Below are 19,368 nucleotides of genomic sequence, written 5' to 3'. Positions count from 1 at the left end.
TCTGACACCCCTTTAGTACTGGAGTAAAGCCATGCCCAAGCCCACGAAGGGCCCCCGCCTCGGAGGCGGTCCCGCACACGAGCGTCTGCTGCTCGCGAACCTGGCCGCGGCCCTGTTCACGCACAAGAGCATCAAGACGACCGAGACCAAGGCCAAGCGCCTGCGTCCCCTCGCCGAGCGTCTGGTGACGTTCGCGAAGCGCGGCGACCTGCACGCCCGCCGCCGCGTCCTCGCGACCATCGGCGACAAGAGCGTCGTGCACGAGCTCTTCACCGAGATCGCGCCGCTCGTCGCCGAGCGTGAGGGCGGCTACACCCGCATCACGAAGATCGGTCCCCGCAAGGGCGACAACGCCCCGATGGCCGTCATCGAGCTCGTCCTCGAGCCCGTGACGCCGAAGGTCAAGAAGTCGCGCACCGGCGCCGCTCCCGTCTCGGCTCCGGTCGAGGACGAGACCGTCGTCGCGGACGCCCCGGCCGAGGACGCCACTGTCGAGGAGGCGCCCGTCGCCGACACGACCGAGGCCGACGCGACCGTCCAGGACGCGCCCGTCGAGGACGCACCGGTCGAGACGACCGCCGAGACCAAGTAGTCCCGAGCACGTCTCGAGAGCCCTCCGCCCCCTCGGGGACGGGGGGCTCTCGTCGTTCCGCGCGGTGGTCGTCGTCGTACTCGGTGGCGCGGAACGTCGCTTACGATGGCGGGATCGTCCCGACAGAGGGTCGGGATGCGTCCGGTACCCCGGCCCCCGTCCTCGTCGGCCAGCAGGAGGAGTTCCGTGCGCGCGCACCATGCGGTCCTGCTCCTCGCCGCGACGGCTCTGCTGACGGGCTGCTCCTCCGCGGGCGTCGTCGACGTGCCGGAGTCGGCGGGCACGACGGCGCCGGATGCGGTCGCCGCCCCCGAGTCCGTGCCCAGCGCGACCGCTGCGACCGTCGCGCCGGCTCCCGAGCTGGACTGCTCCGCGGCACTGCCCGCCTCGGCGGTCGAGACGGCGGTCGGACTGCCCGCCGGAACGGCCGTGCTCGTCCAGGCGGAGGACTCCTGCTCCTACGGCATCGCCGGCAATCCGTCCGCGGTCCTCGTCAGCGTCGGGCCCGCGCGGCTCGCGGAGACGTTCGCCGGTGCGGGGGAGGCCGTCGGCGCCGTGCCGGCTCCGCTGGGGGAGGCGGCCTACCGGCTCGAGGGCTCGGCGGCGACGCCGTCCCAGCTGGCCGTCCTGGCGGGCGGCTACGAGCTGCACGTCGAGTCCTTCGTCGGGGACCAGGACGTCCTCGCCGACTGGGCGGTGGCCGTCTTCGACTCGCTCGGCGTCCGGCTCTCGGCCGGCTGATCCGGCGACCCGGAACGGCCCGGCGGACGACCTAGACTCGTCGGGTGCTCCACCGCGTCCGCCTCGATCTGGCCTACGACGGCACCCACTTCGCGGGCTGGGCACTCCAGCCCGGCCTCCGCACGGTGCAGGGCGTCCTCGAGGACGCCCTCGGCGTGCTGCTGCGCTCGGAGGAGCGGACGGTGGTCACCGTCGCGGGCCGCACCGACGCCGGCGTGCACGCGAGCGCGCAGGTGGCGCACCTGGACCTCACGCCCCAGCAGTGGTCGCGGCTGAACGGCAGCCCGCGGGCCGGGACCGAGAAGGTCGCGCCGGAGGTCGTGCTCCAGCGCAAGCTGCAGGGGATCCTCGGTCAGTACTCGGACCTGTCCGTGCACCGGGTGACCCGGGCGCCCGAGGGCTTCGACGCGCGCTTCTCCGCGCGCTGGCGGCGCTACGAGTACCGGCTCGCCGACCGCACCTCGTTGCGGCGGCCGCTCGAGCGCGGCTTCACGACCTGGATCAACGAGGCGGTCGACGAGGGCATGATGGCGCAGGCGGCCGAGTCGCTGCTCGGCCTGCACGACTACGCCTCGTTCTGCCGCGCGCGGGTCGGAGCCACCACCATCCGCAGCCTCCTCGACTTCACCTGGGAGCGGGACGAGGACGGCGTGCTGCACGCCCACCTGCGCGCCGACGCCTTCTGCCACAGCATGGTGCGCGCCCTCGTCGGCTCCTGCGTGGCCGTGGGGATCGGCAAGCTGGAGGCGGGCGAGCTCCCGCTGCTGCGCGACGCCGCCCGCCGCACGAACGCCTTCGCGGTCATGCCGGCGCGCGGCCTCATCCTGCGCGAGGTCGATTACCCTGAGGACTCGGAACTGGCCGAGCGGGCGGTGCTCACCCGGGTGAAGCGCACCCTGCCCGGCGGGGACGCCCAGGGGGAGGACGACGAGTGATCCGCAGGAACCACCGCGCGAGCGCGCTGGTCGCAGCGCTCGTCCTGCCGGCCGGGCTGCTGCTGGCCGGCTGCTCGTCGTCGGCGATCGACGTGCCGGACCGGGCGCCCGCCGCCGCGGTCGACTCCACCGCGCCGACCGCCGTGCCCACCGCGGTGCCGACCACTCCCGCGGCCGAGCCGACCGCCGGTGCGACGGTCGAGGTCCTCGACTGCGCCGCGGTGCTGCCGGTGACGGCGATCGAAGCGGCCCTCGAGCTGCCAGAGGGCTTCGTCACCGCCTCGGACCAGGGCTCGGGCTGCGCCTGGGCGATGGCGGGCAACCCCGCCGCGCTCGTCCTGCAGACGGCGACCGGCGCCACCACCGCCGACGTCGCCGCGCAGCAGTCCGAGGCCCCCGTCGAGCCGAGCGGGCTGGGTGACGCCGCCTTCTTCCGCGCCGGCGACCCGGCGGTCGACCCGGCCGCCACGGTCGTCGTGCTCGCCGGGGACCGGCTGCTCTCGCTCCGCTCCTACGTCGGCGGCCAGGCCCCGCTCGAGGAGCTGGCGACCGAGGTCCTGGCCGCGCTGGGGCAGGACGACTCCTGACCCGACCGCCCGGGGGAGCGCGGCGGCGAGCCCGTGAGCTTCCGCTCCGGTGCGGATTGCTGTACTGTCGACCCTTGGTGTTCTCGGCTGCGTGCCGGCACCCGAAGTTGAGCCCTCCACCGGATCGGTTCGGCCCCCTCGCGGGTCGAACGGCCACGGAGCGGGATTCACGAACTCCTCACTCCGATCAGAAAGCAGCACTCACGTGACTCGCACTTTTTCTCCGAAGCCGGCTGACGTCCAGCACGACTGGATCGTCATCGACGCGTCCGACGTCGTGCTCGGCCGTCTGGCCACCCACGCCGCTGCGCTCCTGCGCGGCAAGCACAAGCCGACGTTCGCGCCGCACATGGACATGGGCGACTTCGTCATCATCGTCAACGCCGAGAAGGTGGCCCTCACCGGCCAGAAGCTCCTCCAGAAGAAGGCGTACCGCCACTCCGGCTACCCGGGCGGCCTCACGGCCACCACGTACGCCGAGCTCCTCGAGAAGAACCCGATCCGCGCCGTCGAGAAGGCCATCCGCGGAATGCTCCCCAAGAACTCCCTCGGTCGTGCGCAGCTGCGCAAGCTGAAGGTCTACACGGGCACCGAGCACCCTCACGCGGCTCAGCAGCCCAAGGCGTACGCCTTCACCCAGGTCGCCCAGTAGGCTCCGGCCCTCCCCGACACCCCAGACTTCGAAGACAAAGGATCACCTACACCGTGGCGAAGATCGCAGACCAGATCGACGTGGCTCCCGAGAGCTACTCCACCGAAAGCCCGGCCACCGAGGCGTCCTCGACGCCCCGCGCCGTCCTCAACGTCTCCGGCGCAGCCGTGGGCCGTCGCAAGCAGGCCATCGCCCGCGTGCGCCTGGTCCCGGGCTCCGGCAGCCTGACCGTGAACGCCCGCGAGTTCGCGGAGTACTTCCCGAACAAGCTGCACCAGCAGCTGATCAACGACCCGTTCAAGGTCCTCGACCTCCTCGGCTCGTACGACGTCGTCGCGAAGATCACCGGCGGCGGCCCCTCCGGCCAGGCCGGTGCGCTCCGCCTCGCGATCGCGCGTGCGCTGAACGAGATCGACCGCGAGAACAACCGCGCCATCCTGAAGAAGGCCGGCTTCCTCACCCGCGACGCTCGCGTCATCGAGCGCAAGAAGGCCGGTCTCAAGAAGGCCCGCAAGGCGTCCCAGTTCTCGAAGCGCTAGTCGCTGCGGCCCCCGTGGCCGCCGATCAGCAGCTTCAGAAGGGGACTGGCATCATGCCGCGCCTGTTCGGAACAGATGGCGTCCGTGGCCTCGCGAATCGCGACGTCACGGCCGACCTGGCCCTCGGCCTCGCTCAGGCGGCCGCCCGTGTACTCGGTGCGGCCGCCCGGGCGGAGGGCCGTCGGCCCCTCGCCGTCCTGGCCCGCGATCCTCGGATCTCGGGCCAGTTCATCGGTGCCGCCGTCGCGGCCGGCCTCGCGAGCGCCGGCGTCGACGTGCTGGACGCGGGAGTGATCCCGACGCCCGCCGCCGCCTACCTCATCGCCGACGAGAGCGCCGACTTCGGCGTGATGATCTCGGCGTCGCACAACCCCGCTGCCGACAACGGCATCAAGTTCTTCGCGGCCGGCGGCCGCAAGCTCCCGGACGAGCTCGAGAACCGCATCGAGGCGGCTCTCGGCGTCCCGCCGCTCACGCCGCTCGGCCCCGACGTCGGCCGCATCCGCCGCTTCGCCGACGCCGAGGACCGCTACGTCCTCCACCTGCTCGGCTCGCTCGGCAGCACCCGCCTGGACGGACTGCACGTGGTCATCGACTGCGCGCACGGCGCCGCCGCGGGCATCTCGCCGGAGGTCTTCACGGATGCCGGCGCGACCGTCACCGTGATCGGCAACGATCCGGACGGCATCAACATCAACGACGGGGTGGGCTCGACCCACCTCGACCACGTCGCCGAGGCGGTCCGCGAGGCGGGCGCCGATCTCGGCATCGCGCACGACGGCGATGCGGACCGCTGCCTCGCGGTCGACGCCGAGGGGCGCGTCGTCGACGGCGACCAGATCATGGCGATCCTCGCGACCTCGATGGCCCGTCGCGGCGTCCTCCGCGACAACGTGCTCGTCGCCACGGTGATGAGCAACCTCGGCCTCAAGACCGCGATGGCCGACGCCGGCATCCGCGTGATCGAGACCGGTGTGGGCGACCGCTACGTGCTCGAGGCCATGAACGACGGCGGCTACTCGCTCGGCGGCGAGCAGTCGGGTCACGTCATCATGAGCCGCTTCGCGACGACCGGCGACGGCGTCCTCACCGGGCTCCAGCTCGCCGCCGAGGTGGCGCGGACCGGGAAGTCGCTCGCCGAGCTCGCCTCGGTGATGCGGGTGTTCCCGCAGACGCTCGTCAACGTCCGCGGCGTCGACCGCGAGGGCGTGCACGACGACGCCGTCATCGCGGCCGCCATCGCCGAGGCGGAGCGCGAGCTCGGCACCGGCGGGCGCGTGCTGCTCCGGCCCTCCGGCACCGAGCCGATGGTGCGGGTCATGGTCGAGGCCTCCACCAAGGAGACCGCCGACCGGCTGGCCGAGTCCCTCGCGGCCGTCGTGCTCGAGCAGCTGCGCGTCGCGGCCTAGCGGCCTCGCCCGCCGCTGGCCCGGGGATCCCGATACGCCCCTGCGGGGCTACTCGATCAGCATGATTCCGCCTGCTCGCTGGGCGAGGCACGTCATGACTCGGCCTGCTCGCCGCCTGCTGGTCGAGCAGCGCCGGAGGCGCGTATCGAGACCTGCCGCCTCCCATGCTGGTCGAGTAGCGCCGGAGGCGCGTATCGAGACCAGCCGCCGGGGCCCCGCGTCAGATCTTGCGGAGGAGCACCGAGGAGACGGTGTGGTCGGCCTGCTTGCGCAGGACGAGGCTCGCGCGCGAGCGCGTGGGCCGCACGTTCTGCAGCAGGTTCGGCTCGTTGATCGAGGACCAGATGCTCCGGGCCCGCTCGCGCGCCTCGTCGGGCGTCAGCGAGGCGTAGCGGTGGAAGTAGGAGTTCGGGCTCGCGAAGGCGCCCTGCTGCAGCGCGAGGAACCGCTCCTCGTACCAGCGCGCGATGTCGCTCGTCCGCGCGTCGACGTAGACCGTGAAGTCGAAGAGGTCGCTGACCGCGAGGCCGTGCCCGGGCGCGGGCGGCTGCAGGACGTTCAGTCCCTCGACGATCAGCACGTCCGGTCGCCGCACCACGATCTCGGCGTCGCGGACGATGTCGTAGGAGAGGTGCGAGTAGAACGGAGCACGCACCTCGGCCGCCCCGCCCTTCACCTCCGAGACGAAGCGCAGGAGCGCGCGGCGGTCGTACGACTCCGGGAAGCCTTTCCGGCTCATCAGCCCGCGCCGCTCCAGCTCGCTGTTCGGCAGGAGGAAGCCGTCGGTCGTCACGAGCTCGACGCGCGGGGTGTCGTCCCAGCGGGCGAGCAGCTCGCGGAGCAGGCGGGCGATGGTCGACTTGCCGACCGCGACCGAGCCGGCCACGCCGATCACGAACGGGGTGGGCTGCGCGCGCTCGCCGAGGAAGGTGCTCGTCGCCCGGTGCAGCTGGCGCGCGCCGCCCGCGTAGAGGGTGAGCAGCCGGGACAGCGGGAGGTACACCTCGGCGACCTCGGTGAGGCTCAGCCGGTCGCCCAGCCCGCGCAGCTGCACGACCTCGGTCTCGCTCAGCGGCAGCTCGGTGCTGCGGGCGAGCTCGGCCCAGTCGGAGCGGACGATCTCGACGAACGGGGAGGGGTGCGCCTCGCGCCCGGGTTCGCGAGCTGACGAGGACATCTGCACGATCCTAGCGGCCGCCGCGGCTCGGCCCCGTCGCCGCAGGAGCGCCCCCGCGCGCGATTAGGATCGAGCCCATGTGTGGAATCGTTGGATACGTCGGCGCGCGCGACAGCCTGGCCGTGCTGCTCGGGGGACTGAAGCGACTGGAGTACCGCGGGTACGACTCCGCCGGTGTGGCCGTGATCGACGCCGACGGCCGGATCGACAGCCGCAAGCGCTCCGGCAAGCTCAGCGTTCTCGTCGACGATCTCGAGGCGCACCCCCTCGCGCAGGGCACCACCGGCATCGGGCACACCCGCTGGGCGACGCACGGCGGCCCCACCGACCGCAACGCCCACCCGCACCTCGCGGACGACGGGCGCCTCGCCGTCATCCACAACGGCATCATCGAGAACTTCCAGCCCCTCAAGGAGGAGCTGCTCGCCGAGGGCGCGGTCTTCGAGAGCGAGACCGACACCGAGGTCGCCGCGCACCTCATCGCCCGCGAGCACCGCCGCACCGGCGACCTCGTGCTCGCGTTCCAGGCCGTCGTCGCGCGCCTCGAGGGCGCCTTCACGCTGCTCGCGCTGCACCAGGACCAGCCCGGCGTCGTCGTCGGCGCGCGCCGCAACTCGCCGCTCGTGATCGGCCTCGGCGACGGCGAGAACTTCCTCGGCTCCGACGTCGCCGCGTTCGTCGAGTTCACCCGCCGCGCGGTCGCGATCGGGCAGGACCAGATCGTCACCATCACGCCCGACGCGGTGACCGTCACCGACTTCTTCGGCAACGCGGTCGAGACCGAGCCGTTCGAGATCGCCTGGGACGCCTCCGCCTCCGAGAAGGGCGGCTGGTCGAGCTTCATGGCCAAGGAGATCAGCGAGGGCCCGGAGGCGGTCGCCAAGACGCTCCTCGGCCGCATCCAGGACGGCGCGATCGTCCTGCCGGAGCTCGCGTCGCTCGACGCGACCCTCACCGACATCGACCGCATCACCGTGATCGCCTGCGGCACCGCCGCCTACTCCGGCATGGTCGCCAAGTACGCCATCGAGAAGTGGGCGCGCGTGCCCGTCGAGGTCGAGCTGAGCCACGAGTTCCGCTACCGCGACCCGGTGCTGAGCCCGCGCACCCTGGTCGTCTCGATCAGCCAGTCCGGCGAGACCATGGACACGCTGATGGCCGTCAAGTACGCCCGCGAGAAGGGCGCCAAGACGCTCTCCGTCTGCAACACCCAGGGTGCGACGATCCCGCGCGAGTCCGACGCGGTGCTCTACACCCACGCGGGCCCGGAGGTCGCGGTCGCCTCGACGAAGGCGTTCGTCGCGCAGATCGCGGCGCTCTACCTCTTCGGCCTGCACCTGGCCGCGGTGCGCGGCGCGGCCACGCCCGAGCTGATCGCCTCGCAGGCCGCGCAGCTCGCGGCGATCCCCGAGAAGCTCTCGCGCGTCCTCGACGCCTCCGAGGCGATCGCCCAGCTCGCCGGCTGGATGGCGGACACCCGCGCGGTGCTCTTCCTCGGCCGCCACGTCGGCTACCCGGTGGCACTCGAGGGCGCGCTCAAGCTCAAGGAGCTCGCCTACATCCACGCCGAGGGCTTCGCCGCGGGCGAGCTCAAGCACGGGCCGATCGCGCTGATCGAGCCGGGGCAGGTCGTCTTCGTCATCGTGCCGAGCCCGAGCGAGTCCTACGAGCTGCAGCGCAAGGTGATCTCGAACATCCAGGAGATCAAGGCGCGCGGCGCCCGGGTGATCGCGATCGCCGAGCAGGGCGACGCCGCCGCGATCCAGATCGCCGACGAGGTCGTGCCGATCCCGCTGGCCGACCCGCTGTTCGAGCCGCTGCTCGCGGTGACGCCGCTGCAGATGTTCGCGATGGAGCTCGCCTCGGCCAAGGGCCTCGACGTCGACCAGCCGCGCAACCTCGCCAAGTCGGTCACGGTCGAGTGACCCTGCCGTGATCGTCGGGATCGGCGTGGACGTGGTGGATCTCGCGCGCTTCGAGCGGGCGATCTCCCGCACGCCCCGGCTCCGCGAGCGGTTGTTCGCCGAGAGCGAACGCGACCTGCCGACGGCCTCGCTGGCGGGACGGTTCGCGGCGAAGGAGGCTCTGATCAAGGCGCTCGGCGACTCGGCCGGCGCGCGCTGGCACGACATGGTGGTCGAGCGGGACGAGCACGGGAATCCGTCCTTCGTCCTGCACGGCGCGGCGCGCGCGGCGGCGGAATCGCGCGGGATCGCGCGGGTGCACCTCTCGATGAGCCACGACGCCGGCGTCGCCTGCGCGTTCGTGGTGGCCGAGTCGTGATCGCGCCGCTCGCCTTCCGCGAGGCGCTGATCGATCTGGACGCCGTCGCGGCGAACACGGCGCGGCTCCGGGAGCTGACGGCCGCGCCCCGGCTGATGGCGGTCGTCAAGGCGAACGCCTACGGGCACGGCGCGCTCGCCGTCGCGCAGGCGGCGCTCGCCGGCGGAGCGGACGCGCTCGGCACGGCCGATCTCGACGAGGCGGTCGCGCTCCGCGAGGCCGGGATCCTGGCGCCGGTGCTCTGCTGGCTGCACGACCCCGAGCAGGACTTCGACACCGCCCTCGAGCACGGGATCGAGGTCGCCGTGTCCTCGGTCGGACAGCTCGACCGGCTCGCGCAGGCCGCCGAGGACCGCGGCGTGCGCGGGGCGGTGCAGCTCAAGGTCGACACCGGACTCAGCCGCAATGGGGCGGCGGAGGCGGAGTGGGTGCCGCTCGCGCAGTCCCTCGTGCAGCACGCGGCGCGCGGCTCGCTGCAGCTCACCGGGCTGTTCTCGCACCTCTCCAACACCTCGCGCGAGGAGGACCTCGCGCAGCTCGCCCTCCTGCGCCGCGCGGAGGAGGTTCTGCGCGCGCACGGGACGCCGGCGCCGCTGGTGCACCTGGCCGCGACGGCCGCGGCGCTCCGCCTGCCGGAGGCGCGGCTCGACCAGGTGCGCACTGGGATCGGCGTGTACGGGCTCTCGCCGTTCGACGACGAGACGTCCCTCGGGCTCGGCCTGGTGCCGGCGATGACCCTGCAGGGGCGGGTGGCGGGAGTGCGGCGGGTGCCCGCGGGGACGGGCGTCAGCTACGACTACGCCTACCGCGCGTCCGGCGAGACGACGCTCGCGCTGGTGCCGTTCGGCTACGCCGACGGGATCCCGCGCGCCGCCTCCGGCACTGCCGAGGTGTCGATCGGTCGACGCCGGCACCGCATCGCCGGGCGGGTGGCGATGGACCAGTTCGTCGTCGACGTCGGGGATGCTCCCGTCGCGGTCGGCGACCCGGTGACGCTCTGGGGCGACCCGACCACCGGAGTTCCGTCGGTCGACGAGTGGGCGCGCTGGTGCGGCACCATCAACTACGAGCTCGTCACCCGGGTCGGGCACCGCGTTCCGCGGAGGACGGTCGGCGGCTCTGCGGGAGGCGTCCGTGCCTGAGCGGGACTGGTTCGCCGACCGCACCGTCGAGATCGCGGATCCGGAGGCGATGGAGGGGCTCGGCCGCTCCCTCGGCCGGGTGCTGCGCGCCGGCGACCTGCTGGTGCTGACCGGGCCGCTCGGGGCGGGCAAGACGACCTTCACCCGCGGACTCGGCGAGGGCCTCGGGGTGCGCGGGCCGGTGACCAGCCCCACGTTCGTCATCGCGCGGACGCATCCTCCGCTGCACGGCGGGCCGCCGCTGGTGCACGTCGACGCCTACCGCGTCGGGTCCGCGGTGGAGCTGGACGACCTCGACCTCGACCTCGAGCACTCGGTCGTCGTGGTCGAGTGGGGCGCCGGTCTGCTCGACGGCGTGGCGGACTCGTGGCTCGACATCGTCCTGGAGCGCCCGACCGGCGGCTCCGACGCCGAGGACGGCGAGGAGCCGATCGAGCCGCGCACGGTGCGCTTCCGCGGCACCGGCTGGCGCTGACCGCTCTGCTGACGGCGGGTCTCGCTACGCCGCTGCGCGGCTGCTCGACCAGCATGATCTGCATGCCGATCGAGCAGCCCTCGGAGAGGGCGTATCGAGATCCACCGAGCAGCTGCGGAGCGCCGCGGGCTCCTCGGCCGGTGCCCCGTCGCCCGCGGGTACCCTGTCAGGGTGCTGCTCGCGATCGACACCTCCTCCGGAACCTCCGTCGCCGTCGTCGGCGCGGACGGGGCGGTCCGGGCCGAGCGCACCGAGACCGACACCATGCGGCACGCCGAGGTCGTCGGCCGGCTGATCGAGGAGGCCCTCGGGGCGGCCGGCATCGGCCCGGACGCGATCGAGGCCGTCGCCGTCGGCATGGGCCCCGGCCCCTTCACCGGACTCCGGGTCGGCATCGCCGCAGCCCGCGCCTTCGCGTTCGGCCGCGACGTGCCCACCCTGCCGGTCGTCTCGCACGACGCGGTCGCGCTCGGCGCGCTGCGGCACGGCCGTGCGGACGGCTTCCTCGTCGTCACCGACGCGCGCCGCCGCGAGCTCTACTGGAGCGCCTACGCCGGCCTCGACGAGCAGGGCCTGCCCGTCCGCACCGCCGGACCCGGCCTCGACAAGCCGCCCGCGCTGCCCTTCCCCGAGCTGCCCCGCCTCGAGGCGGAGACGGTGTCCGCCGCCGAGCTGGGCGTCGTGGCCGCGCTCACCCGCGCGGCCGGCCGCGACCCCGCGGCCGACGAGCCGCTCTACCTCCGCTCGCCCGACGTCACACTCTCGGCCGGTCCCAAGCGGGTCACCGCGTGAGCGCGGAGCTGCGCGACGCCACCGTCCACGACCTCGACGCGATCATGGCGATCGAGGAGTCCGAGTTCACCAGCGACGCCTGGTCCCGCACGATGATGCGCGAGGAGATCCGGAGCCGGCACACCCGCTACCTGGTCGCCGAGGACGCGGGCGAGCTGGTCGGCTACGCCGGGCTGCTCTGCCCGGTCGGCGCGCACGAGGGCGACGTGCAGACCATTGCGGTGCTCGCCTCCGCGCGCCGCACCGGACTCGGCAGGCGCCTCCTGCGCGCCCTCGTCGCCATCGCCGCCGAGCGCGGTGCCCGCGAGGTCTTCCTCGAGGTCCGTGCCGACAACCCGGCCGCCCAGTCGCTCTACCGCTCGGAGGGCTTCGAGGAGATCGGGGTCCGCCCCGCCTACTACCAGCCCGACAACGTCGACGCGCTCGTGATGCGCGCGCCGATCGCCGCCCCTCGACAGGAGTCGCCATGACCGCCGGTCCGCTCGTCCTCGGCATCGAGACCAGCTGCGACGAGACCGGGATCGGCATCGTCCGCGGCACGACGCTCCTCGCCAACACCATCGCCTCGTCGATGGAGGAGCACGCCCGCTACGGCGGCGTCGTGCCCGAGGTCGCCGCCCGCGCGCACCTCGAGGCGCTCGAGCCGACGCTGCGGACGGCGCTCGCCGAGGCCGGCGTCACGCTGCAGGAGCTGGACGCGATCGCGGTCACCAGCGGCCCCGGGCTCTCCGGGGCGCTGATGGTCGGTGTCGGCGCGGCCAAGGCGCTGGCGGTCTCGCTCGGGAAGCCGCTCTACGCGGTCAATCACCTCGTCGGGCACGTCGGGGCCGACGTCCTGCGCGCCGACGGCGGCGAGGGCGGCCCGGTCGAGGTGCCGACCATCGCGCTGCTCGTCTCGGGCGGGCACACCTCGCTCCTGCACGTGCGCGATCTCGTCTCCGATGTCGAGCTGCTCGGCGAGACGATCGACGACGCGGCCGGCGAGGCGTTCGACAAGGTCGCCCGCGTGCTCGGCCTGCCCTACCCCGGCGGCCCGCAGATCGACCGCGTCGCCGCCGACGGCGATCCGCGGGCCATCCGCTTCCCCCGCGGCCTCACCCTCCCGAAGGACAGGGAGAAGCACCGCTACGACTTCTCCTTCTCGGGGCTGAAGACCGCGGTCGCGCGCTGGGTGGAGAAGCGCCAGGACGCGGGCGAGGAGGTGCCGGTCGCCGACGTCGCCGCGAGCTTCCGCGAGGCGGTCGCCGACGTGCTGCTCACCAAGGCGATCGCGGCCTGCGTCGACCGGGAGGTGCCCCGGCTGCTGCTGGGCGGGGGAGTGGTCGCCAACGCGCGGGTCCGCGAGCTCGCCGAGGAGCGCTGCGCGGCGGCGGGCACCGCACTGCGGATCCCCCCGCTCTCGCTCTGCACCGACAACGGCGCGATGATCGCGGCGCTCGGCGCCCAGCTGATCGAGGCGGGGCACGCGCCCTCGAGCCTCTCCTTCGGCGCCGATTCCACGCTGCCCGTCACCGAGATCCAGGTGCGCTAGGCGCTCTACCGCAGTGCCGTCTCGCGTCACAAGCGCCGTCCAGGGTTTTGACAGCCCTCCGGGGACGCTGCCACTCTGAGCGCATCCACTCGTTCCTGATCAAGGGGGATCTTCCATGACTGCTCCGTACACGCCCGCGTCCGACCGCTACAACATCCTGGCGATCATCGGCTTCATCGCCTCGTTCTTCATCGCGATCGTGGGGATCGTCCTGGGCTTCATCGCTCTCTCGCAGATCAAGCGGACCGGAGAGAAGGGCCGCGGACTCGCGATCGCCGCCGTTGTGATCGGCTTCGTCGCGATCATCGTCTACATCGTCCTGTTCGTCACCCTGTTCTCCCTCGCAGGCATCGCGGGCACGACGAACTACTGATCCACTCCGCCCCGCCCTGCACGGCGGGGACGGCGGAGCGCTCGAGGAGGGCGACGTGAACGACGAGTCCACCGGCGATCCGGCACCGGGGTCGGTGCCGCCCCCGCCGCCGCGGTACGCGCCGCCCTCCGGAGCACCGTCTCCCGCCTCCGCTCCGCCGGCCGCCGGTGCCGCGTCCGGCTGGACCGGGGAGGCCGTTCCCCCCGGAGCCCCGAGCGGCCCGGAGGCCTTCGACGGCTCCGCGCATCCCGGCGCTCCCGCGCCGCGCCCGCCGCTGAACGGCCTCGCCGTCGCCGCCCTGATCTGCGGCATCCTCGGGCTCGCGCCCGCCGCGATCGTCCTCGGGCACGTCGGCTTCGCGCAGGCGCGCCGCTCGGGGCAGCGCGGCCGCGGACTCGCGATCGCCGGCTTCCTCCTCGGCTACCTCGCGCTCGTGCTGCTGCTGGTCGGCGCCCTCGCCTACTCGGCCTTCGTCGGCGGACTCCGGACGGACGGCTACCTCCCGGCCTGAGCCGGTCGGCGGCCTCGTTCTAGACTTCGAGGCATGAGCGACAGCAGCCGGCCCGGGTCCGACGACCGACAGGGCCCTCCCGTCCCCCCTGCTCCCCCCGTGCCGCCGGCGCCCCCGGCCCCGCCCGTGCACTCCGGTGGCACTCCGGTGCCCCCGGCCCCGCCCGCGTACTCGGGCGGCACCCCGGCGGCACCGGGACAGGGTGCCCAGGATACCCCGCCGCCCGCGTACGGGACCCCGCTCCCGCCGGCCACGAGCGCCGCGCCGCCGCAGTACGCCTACGTCCCGGCGCCCACGACGGTGCCCAAGACCCTGAGCCTCACCGGCATGATCCTCGGCATCGTCGGCCTGGTCATCTCGATCTTCGGCTGGGGCTTCGGCTTCATCCTGTCCGCGCCCGCGATCGTGCTCGGCTTCCTCGGCCGCCGTCGCGAGCCGGGAGCACGCGGCTTCGCGCTGACCGCGATCATCACCGGCATCGCCGGCGTCGTGGTCTCGCTGATCTACCTGGCCGTCACGATCGTGATCTTCGTGGTCGCCCTCGACGCGGCGACCTCCTCCTCCGGCTACTAGGCGCCGGCCCCCGGTCTCACACGACGCGCTCGGCGAGCAGGGCGCGGTGGCGCCCCTGGATCCTGGTGAGGATCAGGACGGCGCTGCCCCGCCCGGCCAGGCCGAGCTTCCTGCGGAAGCGCGCGGGGTCGACGTCCACGCCGCGCTTCTTGATCTCCAGGACGCCGATGCCGCGGGCGCGCAGCTCGCGCGCGAGGGTGCGCTCGTCCAGGGGCAGCTCCGCGAGCACGCGGAAGCTGCGCAGGAACGGCGACGCGGACGGCTCGTCGCCCGTGAGGTAGGCGATGCCGGGCGAGAGCATCAGCGAGCCGCTGGTGCGGGCCAGCTCGCCGAGCAGGCGCGCGCGGATGGCGGACCCGTCCGGCTCGTGCACGAACGCGCCGAGGTCGCCCACCTCCTCGTCGTCGCTGTCGGCCGGTGCGGTGAGCTCCACGGCGCCGGTCGCCGAGAGCAGGAGCGCGGACCGGCGGACGCCCGGCCGCGCCAGCGGACCGAACCACAGGCCCGTCTCGACGAGCTCGCCGTCCACCGACACCCACTGCGCCTCCGCGTCAGCGGGGATCCGCTCGCGGTCGAAGCCCGGCCCGAGCTTCACGCCCACGGGCCGCGCCTCGGCGAGGCCGAAGGCGAAGTCGAGCGAGGGGGAGTAGTCGTCGGGATCGTCGAGGCGCCGGGTCTCGCGGTGGCCGGCGGTGCGGCGGGCCGGATCGAGGTAGACGGCGTCGAAGCCGTCCAGGTCGAACGCCTCGGCGTCGCCGTGCACGGCCTGAGCGGAGGGGAACGGGGCGAGGTTGAAGCTGGCCAGGGTCGCGGTGATCTCGTCCGCGTCCACCGCGGTCACCTCGAGGTCGATGGCGGCCATCGCGAGGGCGTCGCCGCCGATGCCGCTGCCGAGGTCGGCGATGCGGGTGAGCCCGGCGGAGGAGAAGCGGCCGGCGTGCAGCGCGGCGACCCGGAGGCGGGTCGCCTGCTCGAGCCCGGCGTCGGTGAAGAGCATCGACCGGGCGAACTCGCCGAACTTCCCGGTCGCCTTCGCCCGCAGCCGCGCCTGGGTCAGCACGGCCGACACCAGGCCGGGGGAGTGGCCGGCGGAGCGGAGCGCCGCGACGGCGCGCACCAGGTCGTCCGCGCGGTAGCCGTCGAGCGAGTCGAGGAGCCGGAGGCCCTCGGGGGAGAGGAGCTCGACCAGCTCGGCGCGTTGCATCCGGCCATGCTAGGCCACGCCCTCCGCACGACGCGGCGCGCCTGCCTGGCACTCTGATTGCACGAGTGCCAGCGGAGCCTCTACAGTGGAGCTAGCACTCTCGGAGCGTGTCTGCCAACGGCGACGCTCCGCCCCCGTCGTCGTCAAGAAAGAGGTCAACCGTGTCGGTGTCCATCAAGCCGCTCGAAGATCGCATCGTCATCAAGCAGGTCGAGGCCGAGCAGGTCACTGCTTCCGGTCTCGTCATCCCCGACACCGCCAAGGAGAAGCCCCAGGAGGGCGAAGTCGTCGCCGTCGGCCCCGGCCGCATCGACGACAACGGCAACCGCGTCCCGCTCGACGTGGCCGTCGGTGACAAGGTCATCTACTCCAAGTACGGCGGAACCGAGGTCAAGTTCGGTGGGGACGACCTGCTGGTCCTCTCCGCCCGCGACGTCCTCGCGGTCGTGGTCCGCTAGAGACGGATCCCCGAAGGGCCCGGCGACGCGAGTCGCCGGGCCCTTCGTCTTTCAGCGCAGTGGGCCCGGCGACGACAGTCGCCGGGCCCTTCGTCGTCCAGCGCGGTGGGCCCGGTGGCGGGAGTCGCCGGGCCCACCGTCGTGCGCCCGGTCCTCTTCGCGACCGGTGGCCTGATCCTGACGTCCGGTGACCGTTCCGGGCGGTCCGCCGGCGCCGGCCCTGCGTAGCATCGGACGGGTGCCCGCCTCCCGCCTCCCCGCCGATCCCGCCTCGCCGACGACGGGCGACGCCGCGGCCGGCGAGGGCGTCGAGGCCCTGCCCGTGAAGGGCGCCGGCGGCGCGCTGTCGTCGACCGGCCTCTGGTTCGGCTTCGCCGCCTACCTGCTCTGGGGCGCGATGCCGCTCTACTTCATCGCGATGGCCCCCGCCTCGCCGTTCGAGATCGTCGCGCTGCGCGTGCTCTTCTCGCTGGTCTTCTGCCTGCTCCTGCTCACGGTGACGCGCAGCTGGCGCGGCTTCGCGGCGCTCTTCCGCGAGCCGCGGCTGCTCGGCGTGATGGCGATCGCCGGCGTGCTGATCTACATCAACTGGCAGGTCTACGTCATCGCGACGACCACCGGCCACGTGATCGAGGCGGCGCTCGGCTACTTCATGAACCCGCTCGTCACGGTGCTGCTCGGCGTGATCGTGCTGCGCGAGCGGCTGCGGCGGGCGCAGTGGATCGCGATGGCGATCAGCGCCGTCGCCGTCCTCGTGATCGCCGTCGGCTACGGCTCCTTCCCCTGGGTCTCGCTGGCGCTCGCCTTCTCCTTCGGCCTCTACGGCCTGGTGAAGAGCCGGGTCGGCGGCCGGATGGACGCGGTCAGCGGTCTCACGCTCGAGACGCTCTGGCTCACGCCGCTCGCGATCGTGCAGCTGCTGGTCGTCGGCTCGACCGTCGGGCTGACGCTGGCGACGGAGGGCACGGGGCACGCGCTCATCCTCGCCTCGGCCGGCATCGTCACCGCGGTGCCGCTGCTGCTCTTCGCGGGCGCCGCCCGGCGGCTGCCGCTCTCGATCGTCGGCTTCATCCAGTACCTGACGCCGGTGCTGCAGTTCGTCGTCGGCGCCTTCCTCCTGCACGAGGAGATGCCGCCGGAGCGCTGGATCGGCTTCGCGCTCGTCTGGGCGGCCCTGGCGATCTTCTCAGTGGACCTCGTCTCGGCCGAGCGCCGGAGGCGACGCGTGACGGCCGGACCTGCGGATCGCGTCGCGGGAGAGCGCTCCGACGACGAAAAGTAACGATCAGGTCGCGAAACGCATCTGAAACACCCCCGTATTGTTCACGGCTTCTCCGAAGGTTAGGTTGGCCGAGCGGTTGCCTCCGGCACCGCTCCCACGACAGAACCTCTCAAGGAGAAACATGCGCGTTCACGCGAAGGCCGGGACGGCCCGTACGCGATCCCTCCGGGCGACCCTGAGCGGGGTCGCCTTCCTGGGCGCCAGCGCTCTCGTCCTCGCCGGTTGCGCCAGCGGCGGCGGCGGAGACGCGGGCACCGACGGCGGCGAGTCCGGCGACCTGTCCCTGAAGATCGGCACGATCCTCCCGCAGACCGGCACCCTGGCCGTCCTCGGCCCGCCCGAGATCGCGGGCGTCGACCTCGCGGTCAAGGACATCAACGACGCCGCTGCCGGCATCACGGTCGATGTCGAGCAGAAGGACTCGGGCGACACCACGACCGACATCGCGACGCAGTCCGCGACCTCGCTCATCGCAGACGGCGCCAGCGTCGTCATCGGAGCGGCTTCGTCGGGCGTCTCGAAGACGTTCATCGACCAGGTGACCCAGGCGGGCGTCGTCCAGATCTCGCCGGCCAACACCTCGCCGGACTTCACGACCTACGACGACGACGGCTACTACTGGCGCACCGCCCCCTCGGACGTGCTCCAGGGCCGCATCCTCGGCAACAAGATCCTCGGCGACGGCAAGACCAACGTCTCGATCCTCTACATGAACGACGCGTACGGCACCGGACTCGAGTCGAACATCAAGGAGACCCTCGAGGCGGGCGGCGCGACCGTCGCGGCCGAGGAGATCTTCGAGCCGGCCTCGACCGACTTCAACTCGGCGATCACCTCGGTGCTCGCGCCGAACCCCGACGCGCTCGTCGTCATCTCGTTCGACGAGATCAAGACGATCGCGGAGCAGCTCGCGGCGAAGGGCTTCGACTTCTCGAAGCTCTACGGCACGGACGGCAACTACGGCGTCATCACCGACGCGGACACGAACGTCGACATCGCCGGCGCGCAGTTCACCAACCCCGGTGTGCAGGCGTCGGAGGAGTTCCAGTCGAACCTCCAGGCTCTCGTGAAGGAGCAGGGGAACGACGCGCTGACGGTGTTCAGCTACGCTCCCGAGTCGTACGACGCCACGGTGCTCGCCGCGCTCGCCGCGCTCAAGGGCGGCGCGACCGACGGTGCGACGATCCGCGACAACCTGCAAGACGTCTCTGACGAGGGCACGAAGTGCACCACGTTCGCGGACTGCGCCACGATGATCGCCGACGGCGAGGACATCGACTACGACGGCCTCTCCGGCCCGATCTCGTGGGACGAGAACGGCGACCCGAGCGAGGCCTCGGTATCGATCTACAAGTACTCCACCGGCAACGTCACCTCGTTCGAGGAGACCGTCGAGGGCTCGCTGAAGTAGAACACCGCTCGCGGCTCCGGCCGTGACGCGCGAAGGGGCCCGGTCATCCGACCGGGCCCCTTCGTCGTCCCCGAGGTCTCGATACGCCGCTGCGCGGCTACTCGACCAGCATGAAGCGCCGGCTTCCCGTCCCGGTGGACCCGCGCCGATCTCGATCGGCAGGCCATCTCCATGCTGATCGAGTAGCCCTCGGAGAGGGCGTATCGAGATCCATCACCGAACGAACGTCGGTCCCCGCTCCGCCCCTCCCGGTGCCGCACGACGCAGCGAGCGCGCGCCCCCGAGGGGACGCGCGCTCGCTCAGTGCTCGGTGCGGCCTCAGGAGGCGCGGAGGAGCTCCGCCTCCTGGGCCAGGCGGTAGGTCACGAACGAGCGGCTGTAGTTGCGGCGCTTGCCGCCGGTGGTCTCGGCGATGACGACCTGCGCGTAGACGCCGACGACGGACCAGCGCTCGTAGTCGCCGATCGCACCGGTGCCGAAGGTCGCGCCGAGGGCGACGGGTGCGGGGGTGTAGCTCTTCATGGGTCGGCTCCTTCGAAGACGGGGACCGCGGCGCCGGGAGGGGACGCGGAAGGGGAAGGAATCGGTGCCGAGGAGAGCGGGAATCCGGCCCTGATCAGGGGGGAGAGGAGTCCGGTCGTGGTGTCGGCGCCGATGTCTCTTGTCCCCAAAATTACGGCACGGCGGCCGCTGCCCTGACC

General features: G+C 72.7%; 23 protein-coding genes. 20 read left to right on the top strand and 3 right to left on the bottom strand.

Translation table 11 applies throughout. The features are described from left to right. Positions 1–31 precede the first annotated feature (31 nt). The 7 genes from rplQ to glmM all read left to right on the top strand — a co-directional run bounded on the left by rplQ (position 32) and on the right by glmM (position 5,455). Positions 32–592 carry a 50S ribosomal protein L17 gene (rplQ, locus tag EDF43_RS06675; RefSeq protein WP_123445070.1) on the top strand — a complete coding sequence of 187 codons (561 nt, stop codon included), beginning with the start codon at positions 32–34 and terminating at the stop codon, positions 590–592. 186 nt (positions 593–778) lie between these two features. Further along, entirely contained in the window at positions 779–1,333 is a 555-nt protein-coding gene (locus EDF43_RS06670) for a hypothetical protein (protein WP_132436031.1), read from the top strand. 44 nt (positions 1,334–1,377) lie between these two features. Continuing rightward, positions 1,378–2,268, top strand: a complete 891-nt coding sequence (locus EDF43_RS06665; protein WP_132436030.1) for a tRNA pseudouridine synthase A — start codon at positions 1,378–1,380, stop codon at positions 2,266–2,268. After that, positions 2,265–2,855: a hypothetical protein gene (locus EDF43_RS06660; protein WP_132436029.1), complete on the top strand. Its 591-nt coding sequence runs from the start codon at positions 2,265–2,267 to the stop codon at positions 2,853–2,855. Before EDF43_RS06665 ends, EDF43_RS06660 begins: the two co-directional genes overlap by 4 nt. Positions 2,856–3,060: 205 nt before the next feature. Further along, complete coding sequence (gene rplM, locus EDF43_RS06655; protein ID WP_123445074.1) at positions 3,061–3,507, top strand: 50S ribosomal protein L13; 447 nt, start codon at positions 3,061–3,063, stop codon at positions 3,505–3,507. A 53-nt stretch (positions 3,508–3,560) separates the two neighbouring features. Then, positions 3,561–4,046, top strand: a complete 486-nt coding sequence (rpsI, locus tag EDF43_RS06650) for a 30S ribosomal protein S9 (RefSeq protein WP_123445075.1) — start codon at positions 3,561–3,563, stop codon at positions 4,044–4,046. Between the two features lie 53 nt (positions 4,047–4,099). After that, entirely contained in the window at positions 4,100–5,455 is a 1,356-nt protein-coding gene (gene glmM, locus EDF43_RS06645) for a phosphoglucosamine mutase (RefSeq protein WP_123704625.1), read from the top strand. A gap of 220 nt (positions 5,456–5,675) precedes the next feature. Here glmM and coaA read toward each other — a convergent pair whose 3' ends face one another. Beyond that, entirely contained in the window at positions 5,676–6,632 is a 957-nt protein-coding gene (gene coaA, locus EDF43_RS06640) for a type I pantothenate kinase (RefSeq protein ID WP_123445076.1), read from the bottom strand. Between the two features lie 77 nt (positions 6,633–6,709). Between coaA and glmS the strand changes: the two genes are divergently transcribed. From glmS to EDF43_RS21730, 10 genes are all read left to right on the top strand, one after another. Next, complete coding sequence (gene glmS, locus EDF43_RS06635; RefSeq protein ID WP_132436028.1) at positions 6,710–8,557, top strand: glutamine--fructose-6-phosphate transaminase (isomerizing); 1,848 nt, start codon at positions 6,710–6,712, stop codon at positions 8,555–8,557. Between the two features lie 7 nt (positions 8,558–8,564). After that, complete coding sequence (locus EDF43_RS06630; RefSeq protein WP_123445078.1) at positions 8,565–8,915, top strand: holo-ACP synthase; 351 nt, start codon at positions 8,565–8,567, stop codon at positions 8,913–8,915. Continuing rightward, positions 8,912–10,057: an alanine racemase gene (alr, locus tag EDF43_RS06625; protein ID WP_132436027.1), complete on the top strand. Its 1,146-nt coding sequence runs from the start codon at positions 8,912–8,914 to the stop codon at positions 10,055–10,057. The genes EDF43_RS06630 and alr overlap by 4 nt, the downstream gene beginning before the upstream one ends. A 49-nt stretch (positions 10,058–10,106) precedes the next feature. Continuing rightward, a complete protein-coding gene (gene tsaE / locus EDF43_RS06620) occupies positions 10,107–10,532 on the top strand; it encodes a tRNA (adenosine(37)-N6)-threonylcarbamoyltransferase complex ATPase subunit type 1 TsaE (protein WP_132436096.1) in 426 nt (141 codons plus the stop codon). A gap of 171 nt (positions 10,533–10,703) precedes the next feature. Beyond that, the gene (gene tsaB, locus EDF43_RS06615) at positions 10,704–11,324 is read left to right on the top strand and encodes a tRNA (adenosine(37)-N6)-threonylcarbamoyltransferase complex dimerization subunit type 1 TsaB (protein ID WP_132436026.1); all 621 of its coding nucleotides are present in this window, start codon (positions 10,704–10,706) and stop codon (positions 11,322–11,324) included. Beyond that, positions 11,321–11,794: a ribosomal protein S18-alanine N-acetyltransferase gene (gene rimI / locus EDF43_RS06610; RefSeq protein WP_132436025.1), complete on the top strand. Its 474-nt coding sequence runs from the start codon at positions 11,321–11,323 to the stop codon at positions 11,792–11,794. Before tsaB ends, rimI begins: the two co-directional genes overlap by 4 nt. After that, positions 11,791–12,855, top strand: coding sequence for a tRNA (adenosine(37)-N6)-threonylcarbamoyltransferase complex transferase subunit TsaD (gene tsaD, locus EDF43_RS06605; RefSeq protein WP_132436024.1), 1,065 nt, complete (start codon positions 11,791–11,793; stop codon positions 12,853–12,855). Before rimI ends, tsaD begins: the two co-directional genes overlap by 4 nt. A 115-nt stretch (positions 12,856–12,970) precedes the next feature. Next, the gene (locus EDF43_RS06600; protein ID WP_123735045.1) at positions 12,971–13,228 is read left to right on the top strand and encodes a DUF4190 domain-containing protein; all 258 of its coding nucleotides are present in this window, start codon (positions 12,971–12,973) and stop codon (positions 13,226–13,228) included. Positions 13,229–13,283: 55 nt separating this feature from the next. After that, positions 13,284–13,739 (top strand): DUF4190 domain-containing protein, encoded by a 456-nt coding sequence (locus tag EDF43_RS06595; RefSeq protein WP_123702144.1) that lies wholly within the window; start codon positions 13,284–13,286, stop codon positions 13,737–13,739. Between the two features lie 33 nt (positions 13,740–13,772). Then, entirely contained in the window at positions 13,773–14,312 is a 540-nt protein-coding gene (locus EDF43_RS21730) for a DUF4190 domain-containing protein (protein WP_165909034.1), read from the top strand. 16 nt (positions 14,313–14,328) lie between these two features. Here EDF43_RS21730 and EDF43_RS06580 read toward each other — a convergent pair whose 3' ends face one another. Continuing rightward, a complete protein-coding gene (locus EDF43_RS06580; protein WP_132436023.1) occupies positions 14,329–15,516 on the bottom strand; it encodes a class I SAM-dependent methyltransferase in 1,188 nt (395 codons plus the stop codon). A 161-nt stretch (positions 15,517–15,677) separates the two neighbouring features. Here EDF43_RS06580 and groES point away from each other — a divergent pair, with 161 nt between their 5' ends. From groES to EDF43_RS06565, 3 genes are all read left to right on the top strand, one after another. Beyond that, positions 15,678–15,974 carry a co-chaperone GroES gene (gene groES, locus EDF43_RS06575; protein WP_068251574.1) on the top strand — a complete coding sequence of 99 codons (297 nt, stop codon included), beginning with the start codon at positions 15,678–15,680 and terminating at the stop codon, positions 15,972–15,974. 316 nt (positions 15,975–16,290) lie between these two features. Next, positions 16,291–17,256: an EamA family transporter RarD gene (gene rarD, locus EDF43_RS06570; RefSeq protein ID WP_132436095.1), complete on the top strand. Its 966-nt coding sequence runs from the start codon at positions 16,291–16,293 to the stop codon at positions 17,254–17,256. A gap of 121 nt (positions 17,257–17,377) precedes the next feature. Beyond that, a complete protein-coding gene (locus tag EDF43_RS06565) occupies positions 17,378–18,667 on the top strand; it encodes an ABC transporter substrate-binding protein (RefSeq protein WP_123735049.1) in 1,290 nt (429 codons plus the stop codon). Positions 18,668–18,985: 318 nt separating this feature from the next. Here the strand turns inward: EDF43_RS06565 and EDF43_RS06560 are convergent, their stop codons facing one another. After that, on the bottom strand, positions 18,986–19,189 hold the full coding sequence (locus tag EDF43_RS06560; protein WP_123445088.1) for a hypothetical protein: 204 nt from the start codon (positions 19,187–19,189) through the stop codon (positions 18,986–18,988). Between the last annotated feature and the right edge of the window lie 179 nt (positions 19,190–19,368).

The organism is Rathayibacter sp. PhB179, from assembly GCF_004345345.1.
GTDB lineage: Bacteria > Actinomycetota > Actinomycetes > Actinomycetales > Microbacteriaceae > Rathayibacter > Rathayibacter festucae.
Note: the sequence above shows the minus strand (reverse complement) of the source record. Positions and strands in the feature narration are given on the sequence as shown.

Excerpts from the sequence above, each read along its gene's own strand:
- rplQ (WP_123445070.1), top strand. The coding sequence starts at position 32 with ATGCCCAAGCCCACGAAGGGCCCCCGCCTCGGAGGCGGTCCCGCACAC.
- tsaD (WP_132436024.1), top strand. The coding sequence starts at position 11,791 with ATGACCGCCGGTCCGCTCGTCCTCGGCATCGAGACCAGCTGCGACGAG.
- coaA (WP_123445076.1), bottom strand. The coding sequence starts at position 6,632 with ATGTCCTCGTCAGCTCGCGAACCCGGGCGCGAGGCGCACCCCTCCCCG.
- glmM (WP_123704625.1), top strand. The coding sequence starts at position 4,100 with ATGCCGCGCCTGTTCGGAACAGATGGCGTCCGTGGCCTCGCGAATCGC.
- glmS (WP_132436028.1), top strand. The coding sequence starts at position 6,710 with ATGTGTGGAATCGTTGGATACGTCGGCGCGCGCGACAGCCTGGCCGTG.
- EDF43_RS06580 (WP_132436023.1), bottom strand. The coding sequence starts at position 15,516 with ATGCAACGCGCCGAGCTGGTCGAGCTCCTCTCCCCCGAGGGCCTCCGG.
- EDF43_RS21730 (WP_165909034.1), top strand. The coding sequence starts at position 13,773 with ATGAGCGACAGCAGCCGGCCCGGGTCCGACGACCGACAGGGCCCTCCC.
- EDF43_RS06565 (WP_123735049.1), top strand. The coding sequence starts at position 17,378 with ATGCGCGTTCACGCGAAGGCCGGGACGGCCCGTACGCGATCCCTCCGG.
- EDF43_RS06600 (WP_123735045.1), top strand. The coding sequence starts at position 12,971 with ATGACTGCTCCGTACACGCCCGCGTCCGACCGCTACAACATCCTGGCG.
- tsaE (WP_132436096.1), top strand. The coding sequence starts at position 10,107 with ATGGAGGGGCTCGGCCGCTCCCTCGGCCGGGTGCTGCGCGCCGGCGAC.
- EDF43_RS06560 (WP_123445088.1), bottom strand. The coding sequence starts at position 19,189 with ATGAAGAGCTACACCCCCGCACCCGTCGCCCTCGGCGCGACCTTCGGC.